This is a genomic window from Acrocarpospora pleiomorpha, from assembly GCF_009687885.1.
Classification (GTDB): domain Bacteria; phylum Actinomycetota; class Actinomycetes; order Streptosporangiales; family Streptosporangiaceae; genus Acrocarpospora; species Acrocarpospora pleiomorpha.
In genome coordinates, this window is sequence record NZ_BLAF01000082.1 from 23,999 (window position 1) to 44,301 (window position 20,303).

Here is a 20,303-nt window from a genome sequence, read left to right on the forward strand (position 1 = left end):
TGCGATCATGGACCTGGCAATCCCTTCTATGACCGTCAGCCCCGAAATGTGACAACACCTGAGGTACCGAAGGGGGGATGGCGGGGGCTCCGACGAAGGCGGGGGAGAAGCCGTTGGTTGAGCGCGGGGAGGTAGCCGTGCCCTCGCCGACGGTCAGCTCAGGACCGGTGACACGACCTTCGCCACGCGGACGGATTTCGAGATCCGCCACGAGGAGAACCTGCGCGAACACTACGCGCTGACCCTCCGCGACTGGTGCCGCAACCTGGACGACCACTGGGACGAGGCCGTCCGCGAGGTCGGCCAGGGCACCGCCCGCGTCTGGCGCCTCTACATGGCCGGCTGCATCGTCGGCTTCGAACGCAACAAAATCCAACTCCACCAGGTCCTGGGCGTCAACCTCGACGACGAGGGCGCCTCCCACGTCCCCCTCCGCCCGTCCCTCGACTGGCCCTGATACTTCCGGGGTACGGCTCCCGCGCGGGGTTCCACGCGGGGGCCGTCTCGTGTCCTGGTACCAGGGGCCCTTAGGCGGGTCCAGCGCGGGATTCGTTTGTACCCCGGCACCCGAGCTTCAGGCGATTCCGGGATGACTCCCGCGCAGGTCCGGCGCGGGAGCCATTCGCGTGCCTATCCGAGGGGGACGCGCAGGAGTTTGTCCCCTTCGCCGTTGGTGGTGCTGACCCAGAGCGCGTCGGCGACCTTCTCTACGGCGCGCAGCCTGCCGTGCACGCCCTGGAAGTAGGCCGATGCCTCCCCGGCCTCGGTGCCGTTCAGGGGGATGCGCCACAGGCGTTGGCCGCGCATCGCGGCCAGGTAGACCGTGTCATCGATGATGGCCATGCCGCTGGGGGAAGCCGTGTCGGGGGTCCAGGTCTTCTTCGGGTTGGTCATGCCTGCGGTGGTGCATTCGCCCTCGCAGGTGGGCCAGCCGTAGTTTTTTCCTGCTTCGATGAGGTTGAGTTCGTCCCAGTTGATGTTGCCGAGTTCGCTCGCCCAGAGGTGTCCGGCTGAGTCCCAGGCCAGGCCTTGGGGGTTGCGGTGGCCGAGGGAGTAGACGGGGGTGCCGGAGGGGTTGCCTGGTGCGGCGGCGCCCTCTCGGGTGATGCGGAGGATCTTGCCGTTGAGGGAGGCAGGGTCCTGGGCCAGGTTGGGTTGCTGGGCGTCGCCGGTGGTGACGTAGAGGAAGCCGTCGGGGCCGAATCTGATGCGGCCGCCGTTGTGGAAACGGTTCTTGCGGATGCCGGTCAGGACCGTGCGGTAGTCGGTGAGGGTGGTGCCGTCGAAGCTCATCCGGGCCACGCGGTTGCCCTCGGCTGCTGTGTGCATGACGTATATGTCACGATCGGTGGTGCCGTTCCAGGTGGAGGGGATGGCGATGCCCATCAGGCCGCCTTCGCCGTCCGTGCTGACGGTCTCCGGAACCGTGCCCACCTCGGTGCGCTGCCCTTCGGCGGTGACCTTGTAGATCTTGAAATCGTCGCGCTGGGTGACCAGGGCGTAATCGCCGGAGGGTGCCCAGGCTATGTCCCACGGGATGGTCCAGCCCTCCGGCAGCGTGACCGCCTGCTGCGGCACGGTCTCGGCGCAGGCTCCCGTGGTGAACGTCTGGGTGCCGCTCGGCTCGGAGGTGTTCCCGGCCACGTCCTCGGCCACCACATGCACGGTGTACGGCGTCGCGCAGGTCAGGCCGGTGACGGTGACGCTGGTGGCGCCGGTTGTGGCCAGGACGTTCTCGGCCTCGTCGCGGACCAGGTAGGTGGCCGGTTCGCCGGTGGACGCCTGCCAGGCCAGGTCGACGGTGGTATCCGTGACGTTGGACTGGGTCAGTTCGGCCGGGGCGCTCGGGGGTTCGGTGTCCCCGGCTTCGGTGGTGGCGCATTCGACCAGCGGGCTGCTGTCGGAGACGTTTCCGGCCGCGTCCTTGGCGACGACGGTGAGCTGGTAGGTGGTGGCCGGGGTGAGGCCGACGATGAGGACCGGCGGAGCGGTCGCCTCGGCGATCGTCGTGCCGCCGTCGAAGATGTCGTAGCCGGTGACTTCGACGTTGTCGGTGGAGACCGGCCAGTCGAGGGCCAGCTGGTCGGGGCCGATGTCCTGGCAGACGGGCTGACCTGGCGCGGTCGGAATCTCCGTGTCACCACCGGGCGGCGGACACTCACCGGGCGGAGCAGGCGATTCAACCGGAGGCGTTTCTACCGGGGGCGTTTCCCCAGGGGGTGTTTCTCCTGGAGGTGTCTCAACCGGGGGCGTCTCAACGGGAGGTGTCTCAGCCGGAGGAGTTTCGGCGGGAGGCGTTTCTGCCGGGGGTGTCTCGGCTGGTGGCGTCTCGGCTGGGGGAGTCGATTCGGCCGGAGGTGAGCCGAGGAGTGAGGGAGTTTGTGATTCTCCCGGCGGGGTTTCTCCCGGCGGGGTCTCGGCCGGAGGTGTTTCCGCCGGGGGAGTTTCGGCCGGCGGGGTTATCGTCGGGCATTCCGTCGGAGGTGGTGTTTCGGATGGTGGGGGTGTTTCGGTGGGAGGTGGGGTTTCGGTCGGGGGTGCCGTCAGAGTGCGGACTTCCAGGTGATCCAGGTGCGGGTTCCCCCGCCGGGACGCTGAGGTGACCCGGATGGTGTTCTCGCCCTGGACGAGCGTCGTCCGGAACGACACCGTCCGCCAGAACCGCCACCAGCGCGTCCCCGGGAACCGCTGGTCCTCGGCGACGGTCTCTCCGTTCACCGAGATATCCGAACTCCCGTTGCGCCGGTTCGTGTTCGCGTACCGGATCAGGATCTTCGCCGGTCCGGCCGTCTCGGCCGTGACCGACCATTCGACGTAACTCCCGGCCCGGTTGGACCCGTTGACGTATCCCTCGCCGGTATATCCCCGCCGGGCCCTCTCGACCCGGCCCTGGACGATCGTGGCGGATTCCGCTTCGTACCTGGTGCCTCGCTGGAACGGTGTCGCTGCGCCGGCGTTCGCAGCCGGTGCTGCGGTGACCAGAAGCCCCGCGACGAGCACTAACGCACCGGTGATCGCATGGCCTCGCATGGCGTGTCTCCCCGGAAACATCGAATGGCGGCTGACCGTACCCGCGCCCCCTACCCGCGTTGTTTCCGGGGAACCACATCAAGAAATTACGGCTACCGCAGTTCGCGTTTGAGGATCTTGCCGGTGGCGGTCATCGGGAGGCTGTCGCGGAACTCCACCATCCGGGGGTATTTGTAGGCCGCCATCATCTCCTTGGACCAGGCCACTAATTCCTCTTCCTGGACGGTGGCGCCGGGCTTGCGAATGACGTACGCCTTGACTTCCTCGCCGTGGGACTCGTGCGGGACGCCCACGACGGCGGCCAGCGAGACGGCCTCGTGGGTCATCAGGACCTCCTCGACCTCCCGCGGGTAGACGTTGAAACCACCCCGGATGATCATGTCCTTGGCCCGGTCGATGATGAAGTAGTAGCCGTCCTCGTCCCGCCGGGCCACGTCGCCGGTGCGGAACCAGCCGTCGCGCATGACCTCCTGGGTGGCCTCCGGACGGTTGTAGTAGCCCTTCATGACGTTGTGGCCGCGAATGGCGATCTCGCCCACGTCCTCGACGGTGTTCCAGTCGCTGTCGATCAGTCGCATCTCCACGCCCCAGGCGGGCGTGCCGATCGATCCGGCTTTGGGGACCTTGGCGAGCTGGTTGAAGGAAGCGACGGGCGAGGTCTCCGACAGGCCGTACCCTTCCAGGATGGCCACGCCGAAGGTCTTCTCGAAGTCCTTGAGCACTTCGAGTGGGAGGGCCGAGCCACCGGAGACGGCCGTGACCAGGGACGTCGGGGCTTCGGTCACCGAGGTGAGCAGGGCCCAGTACATGGTGGGCACGCCCGCGAACAGGGTGACCTGCTCCTGGGTCATCAGGCGCAGCGCCTCGCCGGGTTCGAAGCGTGGCATCAGCACGAGCGTGGCGCGGCGGCGGAAACCCGCGTTCATGATTACGGTCTGGCCGAAGGAGTGGAACAGCGGCAGCGTGGCCAGATACACGTCCTGCGGCTGGCGCGGGAACATCTCATCGCTGATCATGGCGTTGATCAGCATGTTCTGGTGGCTCAGCTCGGCGCCCTTGGGCTGCCCGGTGGTGCCGCTGGTGTAGAGGATCACCGCGGTGTCCTCGGCGGAGGTCTGCACGGTCTCGAACACGTTGGAGACGCCGTCGAGCGCGGCCCAGATCGTCTCGCCGTACGGCGATTCGGTGGCCAGCGGGGTCGCGGGCAGCACGATGAAGTGCTCGGCGGCGGAGTCGTCGAACCCGGCCCGGCCGCGCTCGCCGAGCGGCAGGTCGGGGGTGCCCTCGAAGCAGAACAGCGCCTTCGCCTCGGAGTCGGCCAGATGGTAGGCGATCTCCCGGCCCTGCAGCAGCACGTTGAGCGGCACCACCGTCGCCCCGGTCTTCAGGATCCCGAAGTACACGGACGGGAAGTACGGCAGGTTGGGACAGGCGAGCGCCACCTTGTCGCCCTTGCCGATGCCCCGCGACACCAGCAGATTGGCCACCTGGTTGGCCACGGAGTCGATGAACGAGTACGGCAGCCGGAGGTCGCCGAAGACCACGGCGGTACGGTCCGGGGTCTCCCGGGCGGTGTCCTCCAGCACGATGGACAGATTGAGCATGCCCACATAGTTCCACCACGCCATACCGACCGGTAGGTAACACGAGGTTGCGAACTGGACGCATTCCACGAACCGGAGTAAGTACGGAGTTATGGATTTCGACTACGTGATCGTCGGGGCGGGTTCGGCCGGATGTGTCCTGGCCGCCCGGTTGAGCGAGGACCCGAACGTCAAGGTCGCGCTGATCGAGGCCGGCGGCAGCGACCGCAAGCTGGAGGTCCGCATGCCGGCCGGCTTCTCCAAGCTGTTCAAGACGCCCTGCGACTGGGACTACAGCACGACGAAGCAGGCCGAGCTCGCCGGCCGGGAGCTGTACTGGCCGCGCGGGCGCATGCTCGGCGGGACCTCCTCGATGAACGCGCAGATGTGGGTGCGCGGCACCGCTCTCGACTACGACCAGTGGGACCTGCCCGGCTGGAGCTACGACGAAGTCCTGCCCTACTTCCGGCGCGCGGAAGGCCGCGCCGGTTCCAACCACGGCGACGTGTACGGCACCGACGGCCCGATCACGATCTCCGAGCTCCGCAGCCCCAACGTCATCACCTCCGCCTTCCTGGCGGCGTGCGAGGAGATCGGCCTGACCCGGCTGGCCGAGGTGAACGGCAGCAGCAATGAGGGCTACGGCACGACCCCGGTCACCCAGCTCCGCGGTCACCGGTGGAGCGCCGCCGACGCCTACCTGCGCCCAGCCATGAACCGCGCCAACCTCACCGTGCTGACCGCCGCGCACGTGCACAAGGTGCTGATCGAGGACGGCCGCGCGGTGGGCGTCCTGTACGGCGACGACCTGCGGGTGCGGGCCGCCCGCGAGGTCATCCTGGCGGCGGGCGCGATCGGCTCGCCGCAGCTGCTGATGCTCTCCGGCGTCGGCGACCCGGACGTGCTGGCCGACGACCTGATCGACCTGGTGCACGCCTCGCCGCAGGTCGGCGCGAACCTGATGGACCACCTGGTCACCGGCGCCTTCTACCGGTGCCCGCAGCCGATCACGCTGAGCGGCGCGGAGTCGCTGCCGAACCTGCTGAACTTCCTGTTCCGGCGGCGCGGCATGCTCACCACCAGCGTGGCCGAGGCGATCGCGTTCATCAGGACCAGCCCCGAGGAGCCCGCCCCCGACATCGAGCTGGTCTTCGTGCCGGGGCCGTTCGTGGACCACGGCCTGACCAAGCCGTCCGGGCACGGGATCACCGTGGGCGCCGTACTGCTCCAGCCCGAGAGCAGGGGCCGGATCACGGTGCGGGACGGACGGGCGGTCATCGATCCGGCGTACCTGACCGCCGAGGCCGACCTGCGGCGGCTGGTCGCCGGGTTGAAGGTGGCCAAGCGGGTGGCCGCGACCTCGGCACTCCTGCCCTACGCGGGGGCGCCGATGGAGCCGTACTGGGGGCCGGAGAGCGACGAGGAGCTGGCCCGCTGGATCCGCGAGCGCGCTGAGACCATCTACCACCCGGTCGGCACCTGCCGGATGGGAGCAGACGAGGACTCCGTCGTCGATCCGGAGCTGAGGTGCGGGGCGTGGCCGGGCTGCGCGTCGTGGACGCGTCGATCATGCCGACGCTTAACCGCGGGCACACCCACGCGCCTACCATCATGATCGCCGAAAAGGCGGCAGACCTCCTGAAGGCGGCGTCATGAGCGTGACCACCGACATCGACCTCTCCTACATCCCGTTCTGGGGACGCCCCCAGCACGAGCGCGTGGACGCGTTCCGCCGCCTCCGCCAGCTGGAGCGCCCGGTCTTCTGCTACGAGAACAGGGTGCCCTTCATCAAGCAGGGCAAGGGCTACTACGCGCTGGTACGGCACGCCGACGTCACCGAGGCCAGCCGCAACGCCGGGATCTTCAGCAGCGAACCCACCTCCAACAGCATCCCCGACATGCCCAACTGGCTGGCCGTCTACTTCGGCTCGATGATCAACATGGACGACCCCAAGCACGCCCGGCTGCGCCGGATCGTCTCGCGCGCCTTCACCCCGCGCATCCTCGCCAAGATGGAGGAGGACCTGCAGCGCGCCGCCGGGGAGATCGTCGCGAGCGCGCCGGACTCCGGCGACTTCGTCCGCGAGATCGCCGCCCGGCTGCCGGTCCAGGTGATCTGCGACATGATGGGCATCCCGCCCGACCGGCACGACGAGATCCTCCGCCACACCAACGTCATCCTGGCCAACGCCGACGCCGAATACTCCGGCATCACCGTCGACTTCACCCACCCGGACGCCCCCTTCCGCCGCTGGCCGGTGGCGCGCGGCCTGCTCAAGCTGATCTCGGCCGGGCGCGCGCTCAGCCTGCTGGCTCAGCGGCTCGGCCGGGAGCGGCGCAAACACCCGACCGGCGACCTGACCTCGCTGCTGGTCAACGGCGAGGAGCACCTGACCTCCCAGGAGCTCGGCTCGTTCTTCATCCTGCTCGTGGTGGCGGGGAGCGAGACCACCAGGAACGCGATCGCCCACGGGCTGAAGCTGCTCACCGACAATCCGCAGCAGCGGGAGCTGCTCCTGAGCGACTTCGAGAAGCACGTGCCCGGCACGGTCGAGGAGGTCATCCGGTACGCGACACCCGTGATCCAGTTCCGCCGTACGCTGACCAGGGACCACACCATGAACGGCCAGGACTATCGCGCGGGCGACAAGGTGCTGCTGTTCTACAACTCGGCAAACCGGGACGAGGCCGTGTTCACCGACCCGGACGTGTTCGACGTCACCCGCAGCCCGAATCCGCACGTCGGGTTCGGCGGGCCCGGGCCGCACTACTGCCTGGGCGCGCACCTGGCCCGGCGCGAGATCACCGTCATGTTCCGCGAGCTGTTCACCCGGCATCCGCAGATCCGTACCGTGGGGGAGCCCGACTACCTGCTGTCCAACTTCGTCAACGGGGTCAAACACGTGGACTACGCCTGGTGATCGACCGCCGTGCCGCGGCCACCTGTGGCAGGATGTAACAGAACGTCATTCTGGAGGGGTGGCCGTATGACGACTTCGCCGGTTGAGCGCGCGCCGATAACATCGGTAACTGACATCAACCTGTCCGACTGGGACTTCTGGGGTCGTCCCATGGCTGAGCGGGAGCACGCGTTCCGGCTGCTCCGCGACCTGGACACGCCCGCGTTCTTCGCCGAGCCCGAGGTCTCCTTCGCCCCGCCGGGGGTGGGCTACCACGCGCTGGTGCGGCACGCCGACATCCTGGAGGCCAGCCGGAACCCGGACGTCTTCTGCTCGGGGGCCGGCGGCGCGACCAACATCGTGGACATGCCGGCCGAGTTCATCGAGTACTTCGGCTCCATGATCAGCATGGACGATCCCCGGCACGCCCGGCTCCGGCGTATCGTCTCCCGCGCCTTCACGCCCAAGATGATCAAGCAGTTCGAGGCGGACGTGGAGACGGCCGCCGGTCAGATCGTGGACGATCTCATCGCCACCGGCTCCGGCTGCGACTTCGTCACCGAAGTGGCCGCCCGGCTGCCCTTGAAGATCATCTGCGACATGATGGGCATCCCGGAGAGCGACTACCGCTTCGTCTTCGACCGCTCGAACGTCATCCTCGGCGCCTCCGACCCCGAATACGTCAGCGACCCTGCGGCCATCGCCACATCGTTGCTCACCGCCGGGATGGAACTCCAGCAGCTGGTCCAGGACCTGGCCGCGCACCGTCTCGGCACGCCCACCGACGACCTCATCTCCGCCCTGGTCAACGCCAACATCGACGGCGAGCAGCTGACCGCGCAGGAGCTCGGCTCGTTCTTCATCCTGCTCGTGGTGGCGGGTAACGAGACCACCCGGAACGCCATCTCGCACGGCTTACGCCTGCTCACGGCCAACCCCGACCAGAAGGCGCTCTGGCTCGAAGACGTGGACGGCCGGGCCGCCGGCGCGGTCGAGGAGATCGTCCGGCTGGCGGCGCCCGTCAACTACATGCGGCGCAAGGTGACGCGCGACCACGTCATGAACGGCAACCTCTACCGGACGGGCGAGAAGGTCGTCATGTACTACTGGTCGGCCAACCGGGACGATCGGGTGTTCGCCGAGCCGGACCGGTTCGACATCGGCCGCAGCCCCAACCCGCACGTCGGGTTCGGCGGGCCCGGGCCGCACTTCTGCCTCGGGGCTCACCTGGCCCGGCGCGAGATCACGGTCATGTTCCGCGAGCTGCTGCGCCGGGTCCCGCAGATCGAGGCCGGGCCGCCGGAGCGGCTCTTCTCCAGCTTCATCAACGGGATCAAGCACATGGACTGCACGTTCTATTAATTAGAAAGTCGTGATCTGGACAGCCGCAGCGGTGAATAGCTTGGTCGGCGGCTATGCGGCTGTCTATGGGACGGGTTTCTGGTTAATTAGAGTTCGCGACCTTGATGGACTTGAACACGGTGCCCACGTCGGGGAGCAGGTCGTCCTTGATGTCGGGCACCTGCATGTAGACGATCGACGGCAGCGGCGCGCCGGTGTTCACCGCGGCGACCACCACCAGCGTCTTCCCGCCGTCGTCGCTCACCTCGTAGGCGGCGAGCTGGCCGATCCCGCCGCGCAGCTTCTGCTGCCCGACCTTGGACACCTTGTTGCCCTTGGGGAACAGGTTCTGCCTGGCCTTGAAGACCACCGCGCTCAGCACCGGGCGCAGATCGTCGGTGGTCGTATACTTGGAGGCCAGGTCCTGCCCCAGCGGGCCGGACATGACCTGGGCGAACTGCGGCTTGCCCTTCGTGGTCAGGCCCGCGCTGACGAACTGCCGGGTGACGTAGCCGTAGGTGGCCAGGTTCTTCTGCTGGTCCACGTCCGTCTTCCACTGGCCGCCGAGCTTCGGGATCGAGACACGCGATTCGCTGTCGGCGATCCTGCCCTGTACGGGGGACGGGGTGCCCTCATACTCCAGCAGGCCCGCGGCCTGGGGCTGGGTGGCGTTGGACGCGGACGCCTTCGACGGCGACGGGGAGGGCTCGCTGGGGGAGGCGTCGCCGCTGCTGGCCAGCGGGCCCGCGAGGAACGCCCACAGCAGGGCCCCGATCAGCGCGATCAGGACGGAACCGGCGAGGGCGAACAGCCAGATGGGGCGGCCGCGCTCCTCATCCTCGTACTCCTCGATGGCCTGGTAGTTCTCGCCGAAGACGTTGTTCCAGAGTTCCTGCTGGCGGTGGGCGGGAGGGGTCTTCGGGCCGCTGATCTGGCCGGCGGTGACGAACGGCTTGTACTGGTCGTCGCCCTGCGGGTGCTGGTGTTGCTGGGGTGGCTGTGGGGGGCGCTGGCCGGTCATCGGGAACTGGGGGACGCCGTGTTCGCCGGTTTGCGGGCCCGTGAAGGAGGGTGCCTGCTGGGGTGGGGCGGCTTGCGGTGGGGCGGAGGCGTCCGCTCGGTAGAGGGGGGTTTCGCCGGTTCCGAACGCCTGTGGGGTGACCATGCCGAACGTCTGGGGGTCGCGGGGGCCGGGTTGCTGCTGGGGCTCGGGCGGGCGGTTGCCGTGGCGGGGCGGAGCCTGCTCGTACTGGCCGGGCTGCTCGAACTGGCCCGGCTGTCCGTGTTGTCCGGGCTGGCCAGGCAGACCGGGGGCACCGGGCTGTAGGTGTTGCCCGGGCTGACCGGGTAGCCCGCCAGGCTGGCCGAGCGTGGGCGCGCCGAAGGGGCCTGTGGAGAAGGGCTCGGGGGCCGGGTGCTCAGGCTCTCGCTGCCATGCCTCACGGGGGTGGCGGTCCTGTTGCTGCGGGTCGCGGAACTGGGGGTCGCGCGGCTGCGGCTCCGGGAACTGGGTGACGTGCGGCGGCTGATCGCGGAACTGCTCGCGGGGGTCACGCGGTTCGCGGAACTGATGTTCGCGGGGGTCATACGGCTGGGGTTCCCGGAATTGCTGTTCGCGGGGATCATACGGCTGGGGTTCGCGGAACTGCTGTTCGCGAGGGTCACGCGGCTGGGGCTCGCGGAACTGGAAGTCGCGGGGTGGCTGCGGGTCCATCGGCGGCTGGCCGGGCTGCGGGTCGCGGTAGAGCGGTCTGCCGAAGGGGTCGGTGCCGCCGCGGCCCACCCGGGGCTGCTGGTCGTAGTCGTTGAGCGGGGGCGGGAGGACCGGGTGCTCGCCCGTCCGGTACGTTCGCTGGCCGTACGGGTCGGCGGGCGGGGGCTCGAATGAGCGGCCCGGCGGGGTGGGCCCGGAGGCCGGGGGGACCTCGGGCCAAGCCGGGGGAACCTCCGGCCAGCCGCCACGAGCAGCGGCTCGCTGCGACTCGTCGTGCTCCGAGGGCATGGGACCTCCCGAGTTCATGCCCGAATTGGGGGCGCCTGGCATGATCTCATGCGACCCGGGGGGTACCGCAGCGAAACTCGAGAATGCCCCGCGGAACTGCTCGCCCGTGGGGTCGGTCGGTGGATCCTGCATCGGAAGATCCGTTTGCCGGAATTCCGGGCCCGATCCCGGCTCGACTGAGTTCGCCACGAGATGAGGGTAAAGGAAAGGGACACCAGCGGTCACAACGGATCTATCACCATCGGGTATCGGCAGTTGACTCCGCGTGTAAGATCCGCTCTCTCGTCCGATAACGTCGGTCATCCAGTTGCGGACTGCGCTAGGCTTGGGTTATGCGTGCGGAGACCCTGCTTCTTACCGGGCCGCATCGAGTGAGCTGATCTCAAGCCTCGATGCGGCTGCCCCTCGTGCTGTAGGCCGGGGGGTTTTCTTATGGGCAGGTGGCGATAAATCAGGAGTGAACCGTGGATGAGCAGGTGTACGACCCGCAGGCGCTGCAGGCCAAGTGGCAGCCGCGCTGGGAGGAACTGAAGCCCTACGCCGCGAGCGAGGACCCGGCCGACCCCCGGCCGCGTAAGTACATGCTCGACATGTTCCCGTACCCCTCCGGCGACCTGCACATGGGCCACGGCGAGGTGTTCGCGATCGCGGACGTGGTCGCCCGCTACTGGTTCCAGAAGGGTTACAACGTCCTGCACCCGATCGGGTGGGACTCCTTCGGCCTGCCCGCCGAGAACGCGGCGATCAAGCGCAACGCGCACCCGGCCGAGTGGACCTACGCCAACATCGAGACCCAGGCCAACTCCTTCAAGCGGTATGGCATCTCCTTCGACTGGACCCGCCGCCTGCACACCAGCGACCCCGAGTACTTCCGCTGGAACCAGTGGCTGTTCAACCGGTTCTTCGAGCGCGGCCTGGCCTACCGCAAGGGCGGCCTGGTCAACTGGTGCCCGAACGACCAGACGGTGCTGGCCAACGAGCAGGTCGTCCAGGGCAAGTGCGAGCGCTGCGGCGCGACGGTGGTGCGGCGCGAGCTGACCCAGTGGTACTTCAAGATCACTGACTACGCGGACCGGCTGCTGGACGACATGGCGCAGCTGGAGGGCGGCTGGCCCGAGCGGGTGCTGACCATGCAGCGGAACTGGATCGGCCGCTCCACCGGCGCGGACGTGCGATTCCAGGTCGAGGGCCGGGACGAGCCCGTCACCGTCTACACCACCCGCCCGGACACGCTGTTCGGCGCCACCTTCTTCGTGGTCGCCGCGGACGCGCCGCTGGCCGCCGAGATCTGCGCTCCGGAGGAACTGGGCGCGCTGGAGGCGTACCGCGCGGAGGTGGCCAAGCTGACCGATATCGAGCGGCTGGCCACCGACAAGGAGAAGACCGGCGTCTTCCTGGGCGTGCACGCGATCAACCCGGTCAACGGGGAGCGCATCCCGGTCTGGGCGGCCGACTACGTGCTGGCCGACTACGGGCATGGCGCGATCATGGCGGTGCCCGCGCACGACCAGCGCGACCTGGACTTCGCCCGCAAGTTCGAGCTGCCGGTCCGGGTCGTCGTGCACACCGGCATGGCCGACCCGGGCGAGACCGGGATCGCCACCCCAGGCGAGGGCACGCTGGTCAACTCCGGGCCGCTGGACGGCCTGGCCAAGGCGGAGGCGATCGCCCGAATCATCGAGATCCTGGAGGGGCACGGCACCGGCCGGGCCACCGTCAACTACCGGCTGCGCGACTGGCTGCTGTCCCGGCAGCGGTTCTGGGGGACGCCGATCCCGATCATCCACTGCCCCGACTGCGGCGAGGTGCCCGTACCGGACGAGCAGTTGCCGGTGACGCTGCCGGATCTGCGCGGCGAAGCCCTGGCTCCGCGCGGGGTGTCGCCGCTGGCCTCGGCCACCGACTGGGTGAACGTGCCCTGCCCCAAGTGCGCGGGTCCCGCCAAGCGTGACACCGACACGATGGACACCTTCGTCGACTCGTCGTGGTATTTCCTGCGGTACGTGGATCCGACGTACGAGGACGGGCCCTTCGATGTGGAGCGGGTCCGCAAGTGGGGGCCGATCGACCAGTACGTGGGCGGGGTCGAGCATGCCGTGCTGCACCTGCTGTACAGCCGGTTCTTCACCAAGGTGCTGCACGACATGGGCATGGTCGACTTCGTCGAGCCGTTCCTGCGGCTGCTGAACCAGGGCCAGGTCATCAACGAGGGCAAGGCCATGTCCAAGAACCTGGGCAACGGCGTGGACCTGGGGCAGCAGATCGACGCGTACGGGGTGGACGCCGTCCGGCTGACCATGGTGTTCGCCGGGCCGCCCGAGGACGACATCGACTGGGCGGATGTGTCCCCGTTCGCGTCGCAGAAGTTCCTGGCGCGCGCGTTCCGGGTGATGACCGAGGTGTCCAGCGCGCCCGGCGTCGACCCGGCCACCGGCGACCTGGCGCTGCGCAAGGTCACCCATCGCACCCTGGACGAGGTCACCCGGCTGGTCGAGAGCAACCGGTTCAACGTCGCCGTGGCGCGGATGATGGAGCTGACCTCGGCCACGCGCAAGGCCATCGACTCCGGGCCCGGCGCCGCCGACCCGGCCGTCCGGGAGGCCGCCGAGACGCTGGCGATCATGCTGTCGCTGGTCGCGCCGTACGTGGCGGAGGAAGGCTGGGAGCGGCTGGGGCACCAGCCGTCGGTGGCGCTGGCCGGCTGGCCGGCCGCCGACCCGGCGCTGCTGGTGCTGGACTCGGTGACGTGCGTGGTGCAGGTGGCGGGCAAGGTCCGGGACCGGCTGGAAGTTTCACCGGACATTTCGGACGCTGACCTGGAGGTGCTGGCCCTGGAGTCCGACAAGGTCCGGCCGTACCTGTCCGGGGCTCCGCGCAAGGTCATCGTGCGTGCGCCGAAGCTGGTGAACATCGTCCCGTGAGGTCGCGTCCCGGCGTGGAGGGTCCGCCCGCCGCGCCGGGACATTGACCGCCGTCCTGGGACATTGACCGTGGTGTCGCCCGGCGCTCAAAATTGCGGCGAGCCACACATGTTGAATATTGGCGTGCGGTCAGGGCATGCCGCGACCACCGCCGCTCGGTCGAGCGGCGGTTCTTGGGGTGCGCGCTGACCATAGGCTCATGGCGGCCGCCCCCAGGGTGGAGGGCGGTCTACCTTGTCCAGATATTTCACCACTTCAAGACTCGGCAGAGTCCTGGGGTCCATCGCCGTCAGCGCGGGGATGGTGGCGGCGATGCTCGTCGCGACCAGCTCCCCGGCCAACGCGGCCGGGACCGGAACCGGATACCTGCACACCTCCGGCAACAAGATCGTCGACGCTACAGGTGCGACGGTCCGAATTACCGGAATCAACTGGTTTGGGATGGAAACCGACAATAAGACGTTTCACGGCCTTTGGGCCAGTGTGACCTGGAAGTCCCAGATCGACCACATGGCGCAGCTCGGGTACAACACCATCCGGGTGCCGTACTCCGATGACGCGCTCAAGGCGGGCGCGGTCGCGACCGGCATCAACGACTTCACCAACCCCGACCTCATCGGCCTCTCACCCCTCCAGATCCTGGACAGGGTGATCGAGTACGCCGGGACCAAGGGCATGCGGATCATCCTGGACCGGCACCGGCCCGCCGCCGCCGGGCAGTCGGCGCTCTGGTACACCGCCGCCGTGCCGGAGAGCACCTGGATCGCCAACTGGCGGATGCTGGCCCAGCGGTACGCGGGTAACACCACCGTCATCGGCGCCGACCTGCACAATGAGCCGCACGCCGAGGGCACCAACCCGAACGCGACCGGCTCCTGCTGGGGCTGCGGCGTGGAGGCTCGGGACTGGCGGCTGGCGGCGGAACGCGCCGGCAACGCCATCCTCGCGGTCCAGCCGAACTGGCTGATCTTCGTCGAGGGTGTCAGCTGCCCCAGCGGCGGTCTGTCCAACGTGTGGGACAACGACCCCAGCAATGACGAGGACTGCGGCTGGTGGGGCGGCAACCTGACCAAGGCAGGGGAGTTCCCGGTCCGGCTGAACGTGGCCAACCGGCTGGTTTACTCGCCGCACGAGTACGCGACCTCGGTGTTCAACCAGTCGTGGTTCAGCGACCCGACGTACCCGGCCAATATGCCGGCCATCTGGGACAAGTACTTCGGATACATCCACAAGCAGAACATCGCGCCGATCATGATGGGCGAGTTCGGCAGCACGCTGGCCAGCAACGTGGACCGGATCTGGCTGACCGAGCTGATGAAATACACCGGGACCGGAGTGAACGGGATGTCGTTCACGTACTGGTCGTGGAACCCGAACTCGGGGGACACCGGAGGAATCGTGATGGACGACTGGGTGACGGTGCAGACCGCCAAGCAGAACATCCTCCAGCCGTACCTGATTGCCCCGGTTCCGCCGGGATCCTCCCCTAACCCGACGGACACGACCCCGCCGAGCACACCTGCTGGTCTGGCAGCTTCGGGGACGACGTCCACAGGAACCCAACTGGCGTGGACCGCGTCCACTGACACCGGCGGTAGCGGTCTGGCTGGGTACGACATCCTTCGGGCGCCTGGCACTACTGGCGGCACGTTCGCCGTGGTCGGCGATTCGACGACGGCGTCCTTCGCGGCGACTGGCCTTACGGCTGGTACGACGTACCGGTTCCAGGTTCGGGCCCGTGATGGTGCGGGCAACCAGTCCGCGGTCTCCAACACGGTGACCGTGACGACCACAGCAGCCACCGACACCACTCCGCCGAGCACTCCCGCCGGTCTGGCGGCTTCTGCGACGACCTCGACCGGGACTCAGCTGGCGTGGACCGCGTCCACTGACACCGGTGGCAGCGGTTTGGCCGGATACGACATCCTTCGGGCGCCTGGCGCTTCCGGTGGCACCTTCGCCGTCGTCGGCACCTCGACGACCGCCTCCTTCGCGGCCACCGGTCTTACGGCTGGTACGACGTACCGGTTCCAGGTCCGGGCCCGTGATGGTGCGGGCAACCAGTCCGCGGTCTCCAACACGGTGACCGTGACGACTACAGCAGCCACCGACACCACCCCGCCGAGCACACCTGCCGGTCTGGCGGCTTCCGGAACGACCTCGACCGGGACTCAGCTGGCGTGGACCGCCTCCACCGACACCGGTGGCAGCGGTTTGGCCGGGTACGACATCCTTCGAGCCCCTGGCGCTTCTGGTGGCACCTTCGCCGTCGTCGGCACTTCCACGACGCCGTCGTTCGCGGCCACCGGGCTGTCCGCTTCCACCACCTACCGGTTCCAGGTCCGGGCCCGTGACGGTGCGGGCAACCAGTCCGCGGTCTCCAACACGGTGACCGTGACCACCACCGGCACCGGCACCGGCGGGTGCTCGGTCGCGGCCACCACCCAGAGCGCCTGGCAGAACGGCTACGTCATCCAGCCGATCAACGTCACCAACACCGGCACCTCGGGAATCACCGGCTGGACGGTGACCTTCACCCTCCCGGCCGGACACACGATCACCGGCTTCTGGAACGCGGTCATCACCGTCAGCGGCCAGACCGTCACCGCCAAGAACACCTCCTCCAACGGCACCCTGGCAGCCAACGGCAGCACCAACTTCGGCTTCCAGGCCAGCCGCCCCAACAACGACTCCGCCCTCCCGTCGGGCTACACCTGCACCTCTCCCTGATCTCTAGGGAAACGCGAGGGCCGGGCTGAGTCCCGGCCCTCGCCATGTGACGGGGGTGTCTCTATGGGATTCGCCAAGCCGCCTGCGCCCCCCGGGCGACGCCAGCCGCACGTCATCGCAAAGGGCACCATCTCGGGCGGCGACAACCTCGGCACACCAGCCAAGCGCCTCGGGCCAGCCCCGGCAGTGCTCCAGCGTGATCTGGTACGCCCCGATCACGGACACCCTGGGAACCTTCAACGCCATGATCCTCACCTTCCCGTAACGCAGCGGCACCGTCCGAGGCGGTCCAGCCGCACGGCTTGATCAACTGGAGCAGCACGCCGAAGCTGACGAATTGATGACCTCGCAGTGGGATCCGGGCCGGGATGGACTCCCGGCCCGGATACCGTTGCCGGTCTTGGCGCCGGTGCGGCGAGAACTACCACCTGCGTGAACGGCGCCGGATAGCGGTGAGTAAGCCGACCCGCTCGTTCTGCTGGGCGCTCTTACGGGGAGGGAACCGCAGCCGAGATCTTGGTGAGCATTTCCTCCAGGATCGGGCCCGAGGTGCCGAAGTTCAGGCGGGCGAAACCATCTGGAGCGCCGAATATCGGGCCGGGGTTCAAACGGACCCCGGCTCGGCTTTCCAGGTGTTCGGCGGCGTTGGGGATGCCGAAGTCGAGCCAGCCCAGGTAGGTGGCGGCCGGGATCTGGTAGCGGACGTGCGGGGGGATGCGTTTGGCGATCAGCTTACGGTTGCGGTCGAGGATCGCCATGACCTCGGCCAGCCACGCGTCTCCATGCCGCCAGGCGGCGACCGTGGCTTCGACGGCGAGCACGCTGGCGGCGCCGTACAGGTGGGGTGGCTGTGCTTGGAGGGCTGCCCTGACTCCTGGGTGTCCGAGATGGGCCACGGCGCAGTGCACGCCGCCCATGTTGAACGCCTTGCTGGCCGAGGTGATCGTGATCGTCCGATGCGGCAGCAGGGTCCCGAAGGAGATGTGTGCATCCGGCGCGAATGCCAGATCGGCGTGGACCTCATCGGCGATGACGATCATGTCGTGCCGTTCGGCGAGTTCGGCCAGGTCCTGCAGGTCGGCTCGGGTGAAACAATGCCCCGTTGGATTGTGCGGATTGACCAGCAGCAGCACCTTGGCCCCGCCAGCGTCCGCCGGTCGCTCGAAGTGCCAGGTCTCGCCGTCGGCGATCAGCTCCAGCGGAACCGGCCGCCGGTCCATGGCCCGCAGGGTGTCCAGGAACGCGTTGTAGGTCGGGGTGTGCACCAGCACGCTGTCCCCTGGCTCGGTCATGAGATGCAGGACGATCTGCAGAATCTGGTTCAGATTCGTGAACGACCGCACCAGGCCCGGATCCGGACGGAAGTCGTACCGGCTCTCCATCCGCTCGGCGAACGCCTCCGCCAGCGGTCCTACGGTCGAGTCGTCCAGCCAGCCGGGATAGCCCAGATCGGTGTCCACCCTCCGCAACACGGCTTCCCGCACAGCCTCAGGCGGCGGAAAATCCATGTCCGCGACCCAGGCCGGAATCACCCCCGCCGCGACCTGCGCCCATTTGAGCCCATCCCGACCAGCAACATCAGCCAAGCTCAACTCATCAAGTCTCCGCCTCACAATTCAGGATATTTCCCCATAAACGGGCACACTATTATGAATACCGGGTAACGATCACGTCGGCCGCCCCCACCAACAGACCGCGCTCCCAAAGCCGCACGGCTACATCACCCCAAACGCGATCACCCCTTCGCTGGCTTGGGCACGCCGTTTCAGTTGATCAATTGGTGAGGCTGGATTGCGCTGGGCGACGCTGCTGTCTCGCTGGCATCGGTGCACCGCCTTGGTTGATCAACTCGCGCGGACGCACCGGCCCCAAACGAGGTCACTGCCCCGAACGAGGTCGCCGGTTCGCTGGCTTGGGCGCGCCGCTTTGGTTGATCAATTGGTGAGGCTGGATTGCGCTGGGCGACGCTGCTGTCTCGCTGGCATTGGCACACCGCCTTGGCTGGTCAACTCGCGCGGACGCACCGCCCGAAAGGGGTCACCACCCCCGAACGGGGTCGCCAATTCATCGGCTTCGGCGTGCCGTTCCAATTGATCAAGCCGTGTGACAGGGCCACTCGAGCGATGCCATTGCTGACACCGGCTCGCCGTTTACGTGATCAAGCCGCGCGGCCACAGCACCCCAAACAAGCCACAGCCCCGGCTGCTAAGACAGCCAGGGCTGAGTGGTTCGCCGTTATGGGCACGTGGGCCTGTCTCAACGGCCCTGCCTCAATGGCCAACGGGACGAGTCCCTGGCCGAGCGGCGCCGCTTGGTGTTACAGCTTGCGCAGGACGGCCGTGACCTTGCCGAGGACGGTGGCCTCGTCGCCGGGGATGGGCTCGTAGTTGGCGTTGTGGGGGACCAGCCAGACGTGGTTGTCCTTGCGCTTGAACGTCTTCACCGTGGCCTCGCCGTCGATCATGGCGGCCACGATGTCGCCGTTGTCGGCGACCGGCTGCTGGCGGACCACGACCCAGTCACCGTCGGCGATGGCGACATCGATCATCGAATCGCCGCTGACCTGGAGCAGGAACAGGGTGCCTTCGCCGACGAGCTGCTTCGGCAGCGCGAAGACATCCTCAATGCTCTGCTCGGCGAGAATCGGGCCACCGGCCGCGATCCGGCCGACCAGCGGCACGTAGGCGGCGGTCGGGCGATTGAAGCCCGAATCCTCCTCAGCCGCGTCCGGGTCGACCCACAGCACAGGCTCACCCGGGAGGCGCACTTCCAGCGCCCGCGGGCGATGCGGGTCCCGGCGCAGGTAGCCCTTGCGCTGAAGGGCGGTGAGCTGATGCGACACGCTGGATGTGCTGGTCAGCTGAACGGCCTCGCCGATCTCGCGCATCGACGGTGGATAGCCCCGCTGCTGAACGGAATCGCGGATCACCTCAAGGATCTTGCGCTGCCGAGGGGTGAGGCCGAGCGAGTCCCGCCGGCGCACCGCCAGGTCGCTCACGCTCTCGTCGTGCTGGCTCACCAGACCGTCGCTGTTCACCCGGGCACCTCCCAATCCGTATTCCCAATGTCGCTCAGAGCGACGGTACCGCGATTCAAGATCATTATCAAACAATTGTTCGATAGTCCTCGAAAACGTCGGTCCCGTGGTGTACAACATCGTACGGGAGTTCGATCGACACCGTGTTCGATTCCGCGATCTTTCTTCCAAGTTTTGATCTTCCTCGGTGGCTGGAGGTAACGATGCAAGCCACAAAACCGTCCATGCGTCCCGATCCGGTCCCCAAAGTCCGATACCCCAGTCCCCCCGTGCGCCTCACCCGCCGGGGACGCATCGTCCTCATCACCTTCGTCGCCGCCCTCACCCTCCTCGTCCTCTGGTACGGCACGCGCGCCGCCGTCACCGCCTCGACCGGCCGCCCCGACCACTCCGGACTCCCCTGGGTCACCGTCCAGGAGGGCGACACCCTCTGGGAGATCGCCACCGCCGTGAGCGAAGGCAACGACCCCGGCCCAATGGTCCGCCAGATCATGAACCTCAACGGCCTCCCCGACCCACTGATCCGCCCAGGCTCCAAGCTCTACTTACCCAGCGGCCAAGCCGGCTGACCCGAACTCGCCTCCAGGACGTGGGCCGGACGCGTACGTCTGCGACGACAGCGAGGCGAGAACTCCACCAACTTCCACGAACACGAAGCCTCAGACCGAGCGCGAGCGCGTCCGTGAACGGCTGCATGGGGAACCCCTGCCGATCCCGCGAATGCGGGAGGTTCGGGCCGAGCGCGAGCGTCCCAAAGGG

General features: G+C 68.0%; 12 protein-coding genes and 2 pseudogenes. 9 read left to right on the forward strand and 5 right to left on the reverse strand.

Annotated elements, in window-relative coordinates; translation table 11 throughout:
* Positions 1 to 193: 193 nt before the first annotated feature.
* A pseudogene (locus Aple_RS45395) lies at positions 194 to 457 on the forward strand (class I SAM-dependent methyltransferase); the annotation flags it as partial.
* 173 nt (positions 458 to 630) lie between these two features.
* Here Aple_RS45395 and Aple_RS45400 read toward each other — a convergent pair.
* Both Aple_RS45400 and Aple_RS45405 read right to left on the reverse strand, forming a co-directional pair.
* Positions 631 to 3,030 carry a PQQ-dependent sugar dehydrogenase gene (locus tag Aple_RS45400; protein WP_170321989.1) on the reverse strand — a complete coding sequence of 800 codons (2,400 nt, stop codon included), beginning with the start codon at positions 3,028 to 3,030 and terminating at the stop codon, positions 631 to 633.
* A gap of 92 nt (positions 3,031 to 3,122) precedes the next feature.
* Entirely contained in the window at positions 3,123 to 4,634 is a 1,512-nt protein-coding gene (locus tag Aple_RS45405; protein ID WP_155351005.1) for a long-chain-fatty-acid--CoA ligase, read from the reverse strand.
* 91 nt (positions 4,635 to 4,725) lie between these two features.
* On the opposite strand from Aple_RS45405, the pseudogene Aple_RS45410 reads away from it, so the two are divergent.
* The 3 genes and pseudogenes from Aple_RS45410 (at position 4,726) to Aple_RS45420 (ending at position 8,875) form a co-directional block, all read left to right on the forward strand.
* Positions 4,726 to 6,269: pseudogene (locus Aple_RS45410) on the forward strand (GMC family oxidoreductase).
* Positions 6,266 to 7,534 carry a cytochrome P450 gene (locus Aple_RS45415; RefSeq protein WP_155351006.1) on the forward strand — a complete coding sequence of 423 codons (1,269 nt, stop codon included), beginning with the start codon at positions 6,266 to 6,268 and terminating at the stop codon, positions 7,532 to 7,534. Before Aple_RS45410 ends, Aple_RS45415 begins: the two are co-directional and overlap by 4 nt.
* A gap of 66 nt (positions 7,535 to 7,600) precedes the next feature.
* Positions 7,601 to 8,875, forward strand: coding sequence for a cytochrome P450 (locus Aple_RS45420; RefSeq protein WP_155351007.1), 1,275 nt, complete (start codon positions 7,601 to 7,603; stop codon positions 8,873 to 8,875).
* An 82-nt stretch (positions 8,876 to 8,957) separates the two neighbouring features.
* On the opposite strand, the gene Aple_RS45425 is transcribed toward Aple_RS45420, so the two are convergent.
* Positions 8,958 to 9,875 (reverse strand): hypothetical protein, encoded by a 918-nt coding sequence (locus Aple_RS45425; RefSeq protein WP_155351008.1) that lies wholly within the window; start codon positions 9,873 to 9,875, stop codon positions 8,958 to 8,960.
* On the opposite strand from Aple_RS45425, the gene Aple_RS45430 reads away from it, so the two are divergent.
* From Aple_RS45430 to Aple_RS53925, 4 genes are all read left to right on the forward strand, one after another.
* Positions 9,840 to 10,181, forward strand: a complete 342-nt coding sequence (locus Aple_RS45430) for a hypothetical protein (protein ID WP_155351009.1) — start codon at positions 9,840 to 9,842, stop codon at positions 10,179 to 10,181. The genes Aple_RS45425 and Aple_RS45430 overlap by 36 nt on opposite strands.
* Before the next feature lie 120 nt (positions 10,182 to 10,301).
* A complete protein-coding gene (locus Aple_RS45435; protein WP_155351010.1) occupies positions 10,302 to 10,742 on the forward strand; it encodes a hypothetical protein in 441 nt (146 codons plus the stop codon).
* Positions 10,743 to 11,320: 578 nt separating this feature from the next.
* Positions 11,321 to 13,777, forward strand: a complete 2,457-nt coding sequence (leuS, locus tag Aple_RS45440; protein WP_155351011.1) for a leucine--tRNA ligase — start codon at positions 11,321 to 11,323, stop codon at positions 13,775 to 13,777.
* 234 nt (positions 13,778 to 14,011) lie between these two features.
* A complete protein-coding gene (locus Aple_RS53925) occupies positions 14,012 to 16,507 on the forward strand; it encodes a cellulase family glycosylhydrolase (RefSeq protein ID WP_218038846.1) in 2,496 nt (831 codons plus the stop codon).
* A gap of 488 nt (positions 16,508 to 16,995) precedes the next feature.
* Here Aple_RS53925 and Aple_RS45455 read toward each other — a convergent pair whose 3' ends face one another.
* Both Aple_RS45455 and lexA read right to left on the reverse strand, forming a co-directional pair.
* Positions 16,996 to 18,093: a MalY/PatB family protein gene (locus Aple_RS45455; protein ID WP_246265325.1), complete on the reverse strand. Its 1,098-nt coding sequence runs from the start codon at positions 18,091 to 18,093 to the stop codon at positions 16,996 to 16,998.
* 731 nt (positions 18,094 to 18,824) lie between these two features.
* Positions 18,825 to 19,526: a transcriptional repressor LexA gene (lexA, locus tag Aple_RS45460; protein ID WP_155351015.1), complete on the reverse strand. Its 702-nt coding sequence runs from the start codon at positions 19,524 to 19,526 to the stop codon at positions 18,825 to 18,827.
* A gap of 287 nt (positions 19,527 to 19,813) precedes the next feature.
* On the opposite strand from lexA, the gene Aple_RS45465 reads away from it, so the two are divergent.
* Entirely contained in the window at positions 19,814 to 20,113 is a 300-nt protein-coding gene (locus tag Aple_RS45465) for a LysM peptidoglycan-binding domain-containing protein (RefSeq protein ID WP_218038848.1), read from the forward strand.
* Positions 20,114 to 20,303 lie beyond the last annotated feature (190 nt).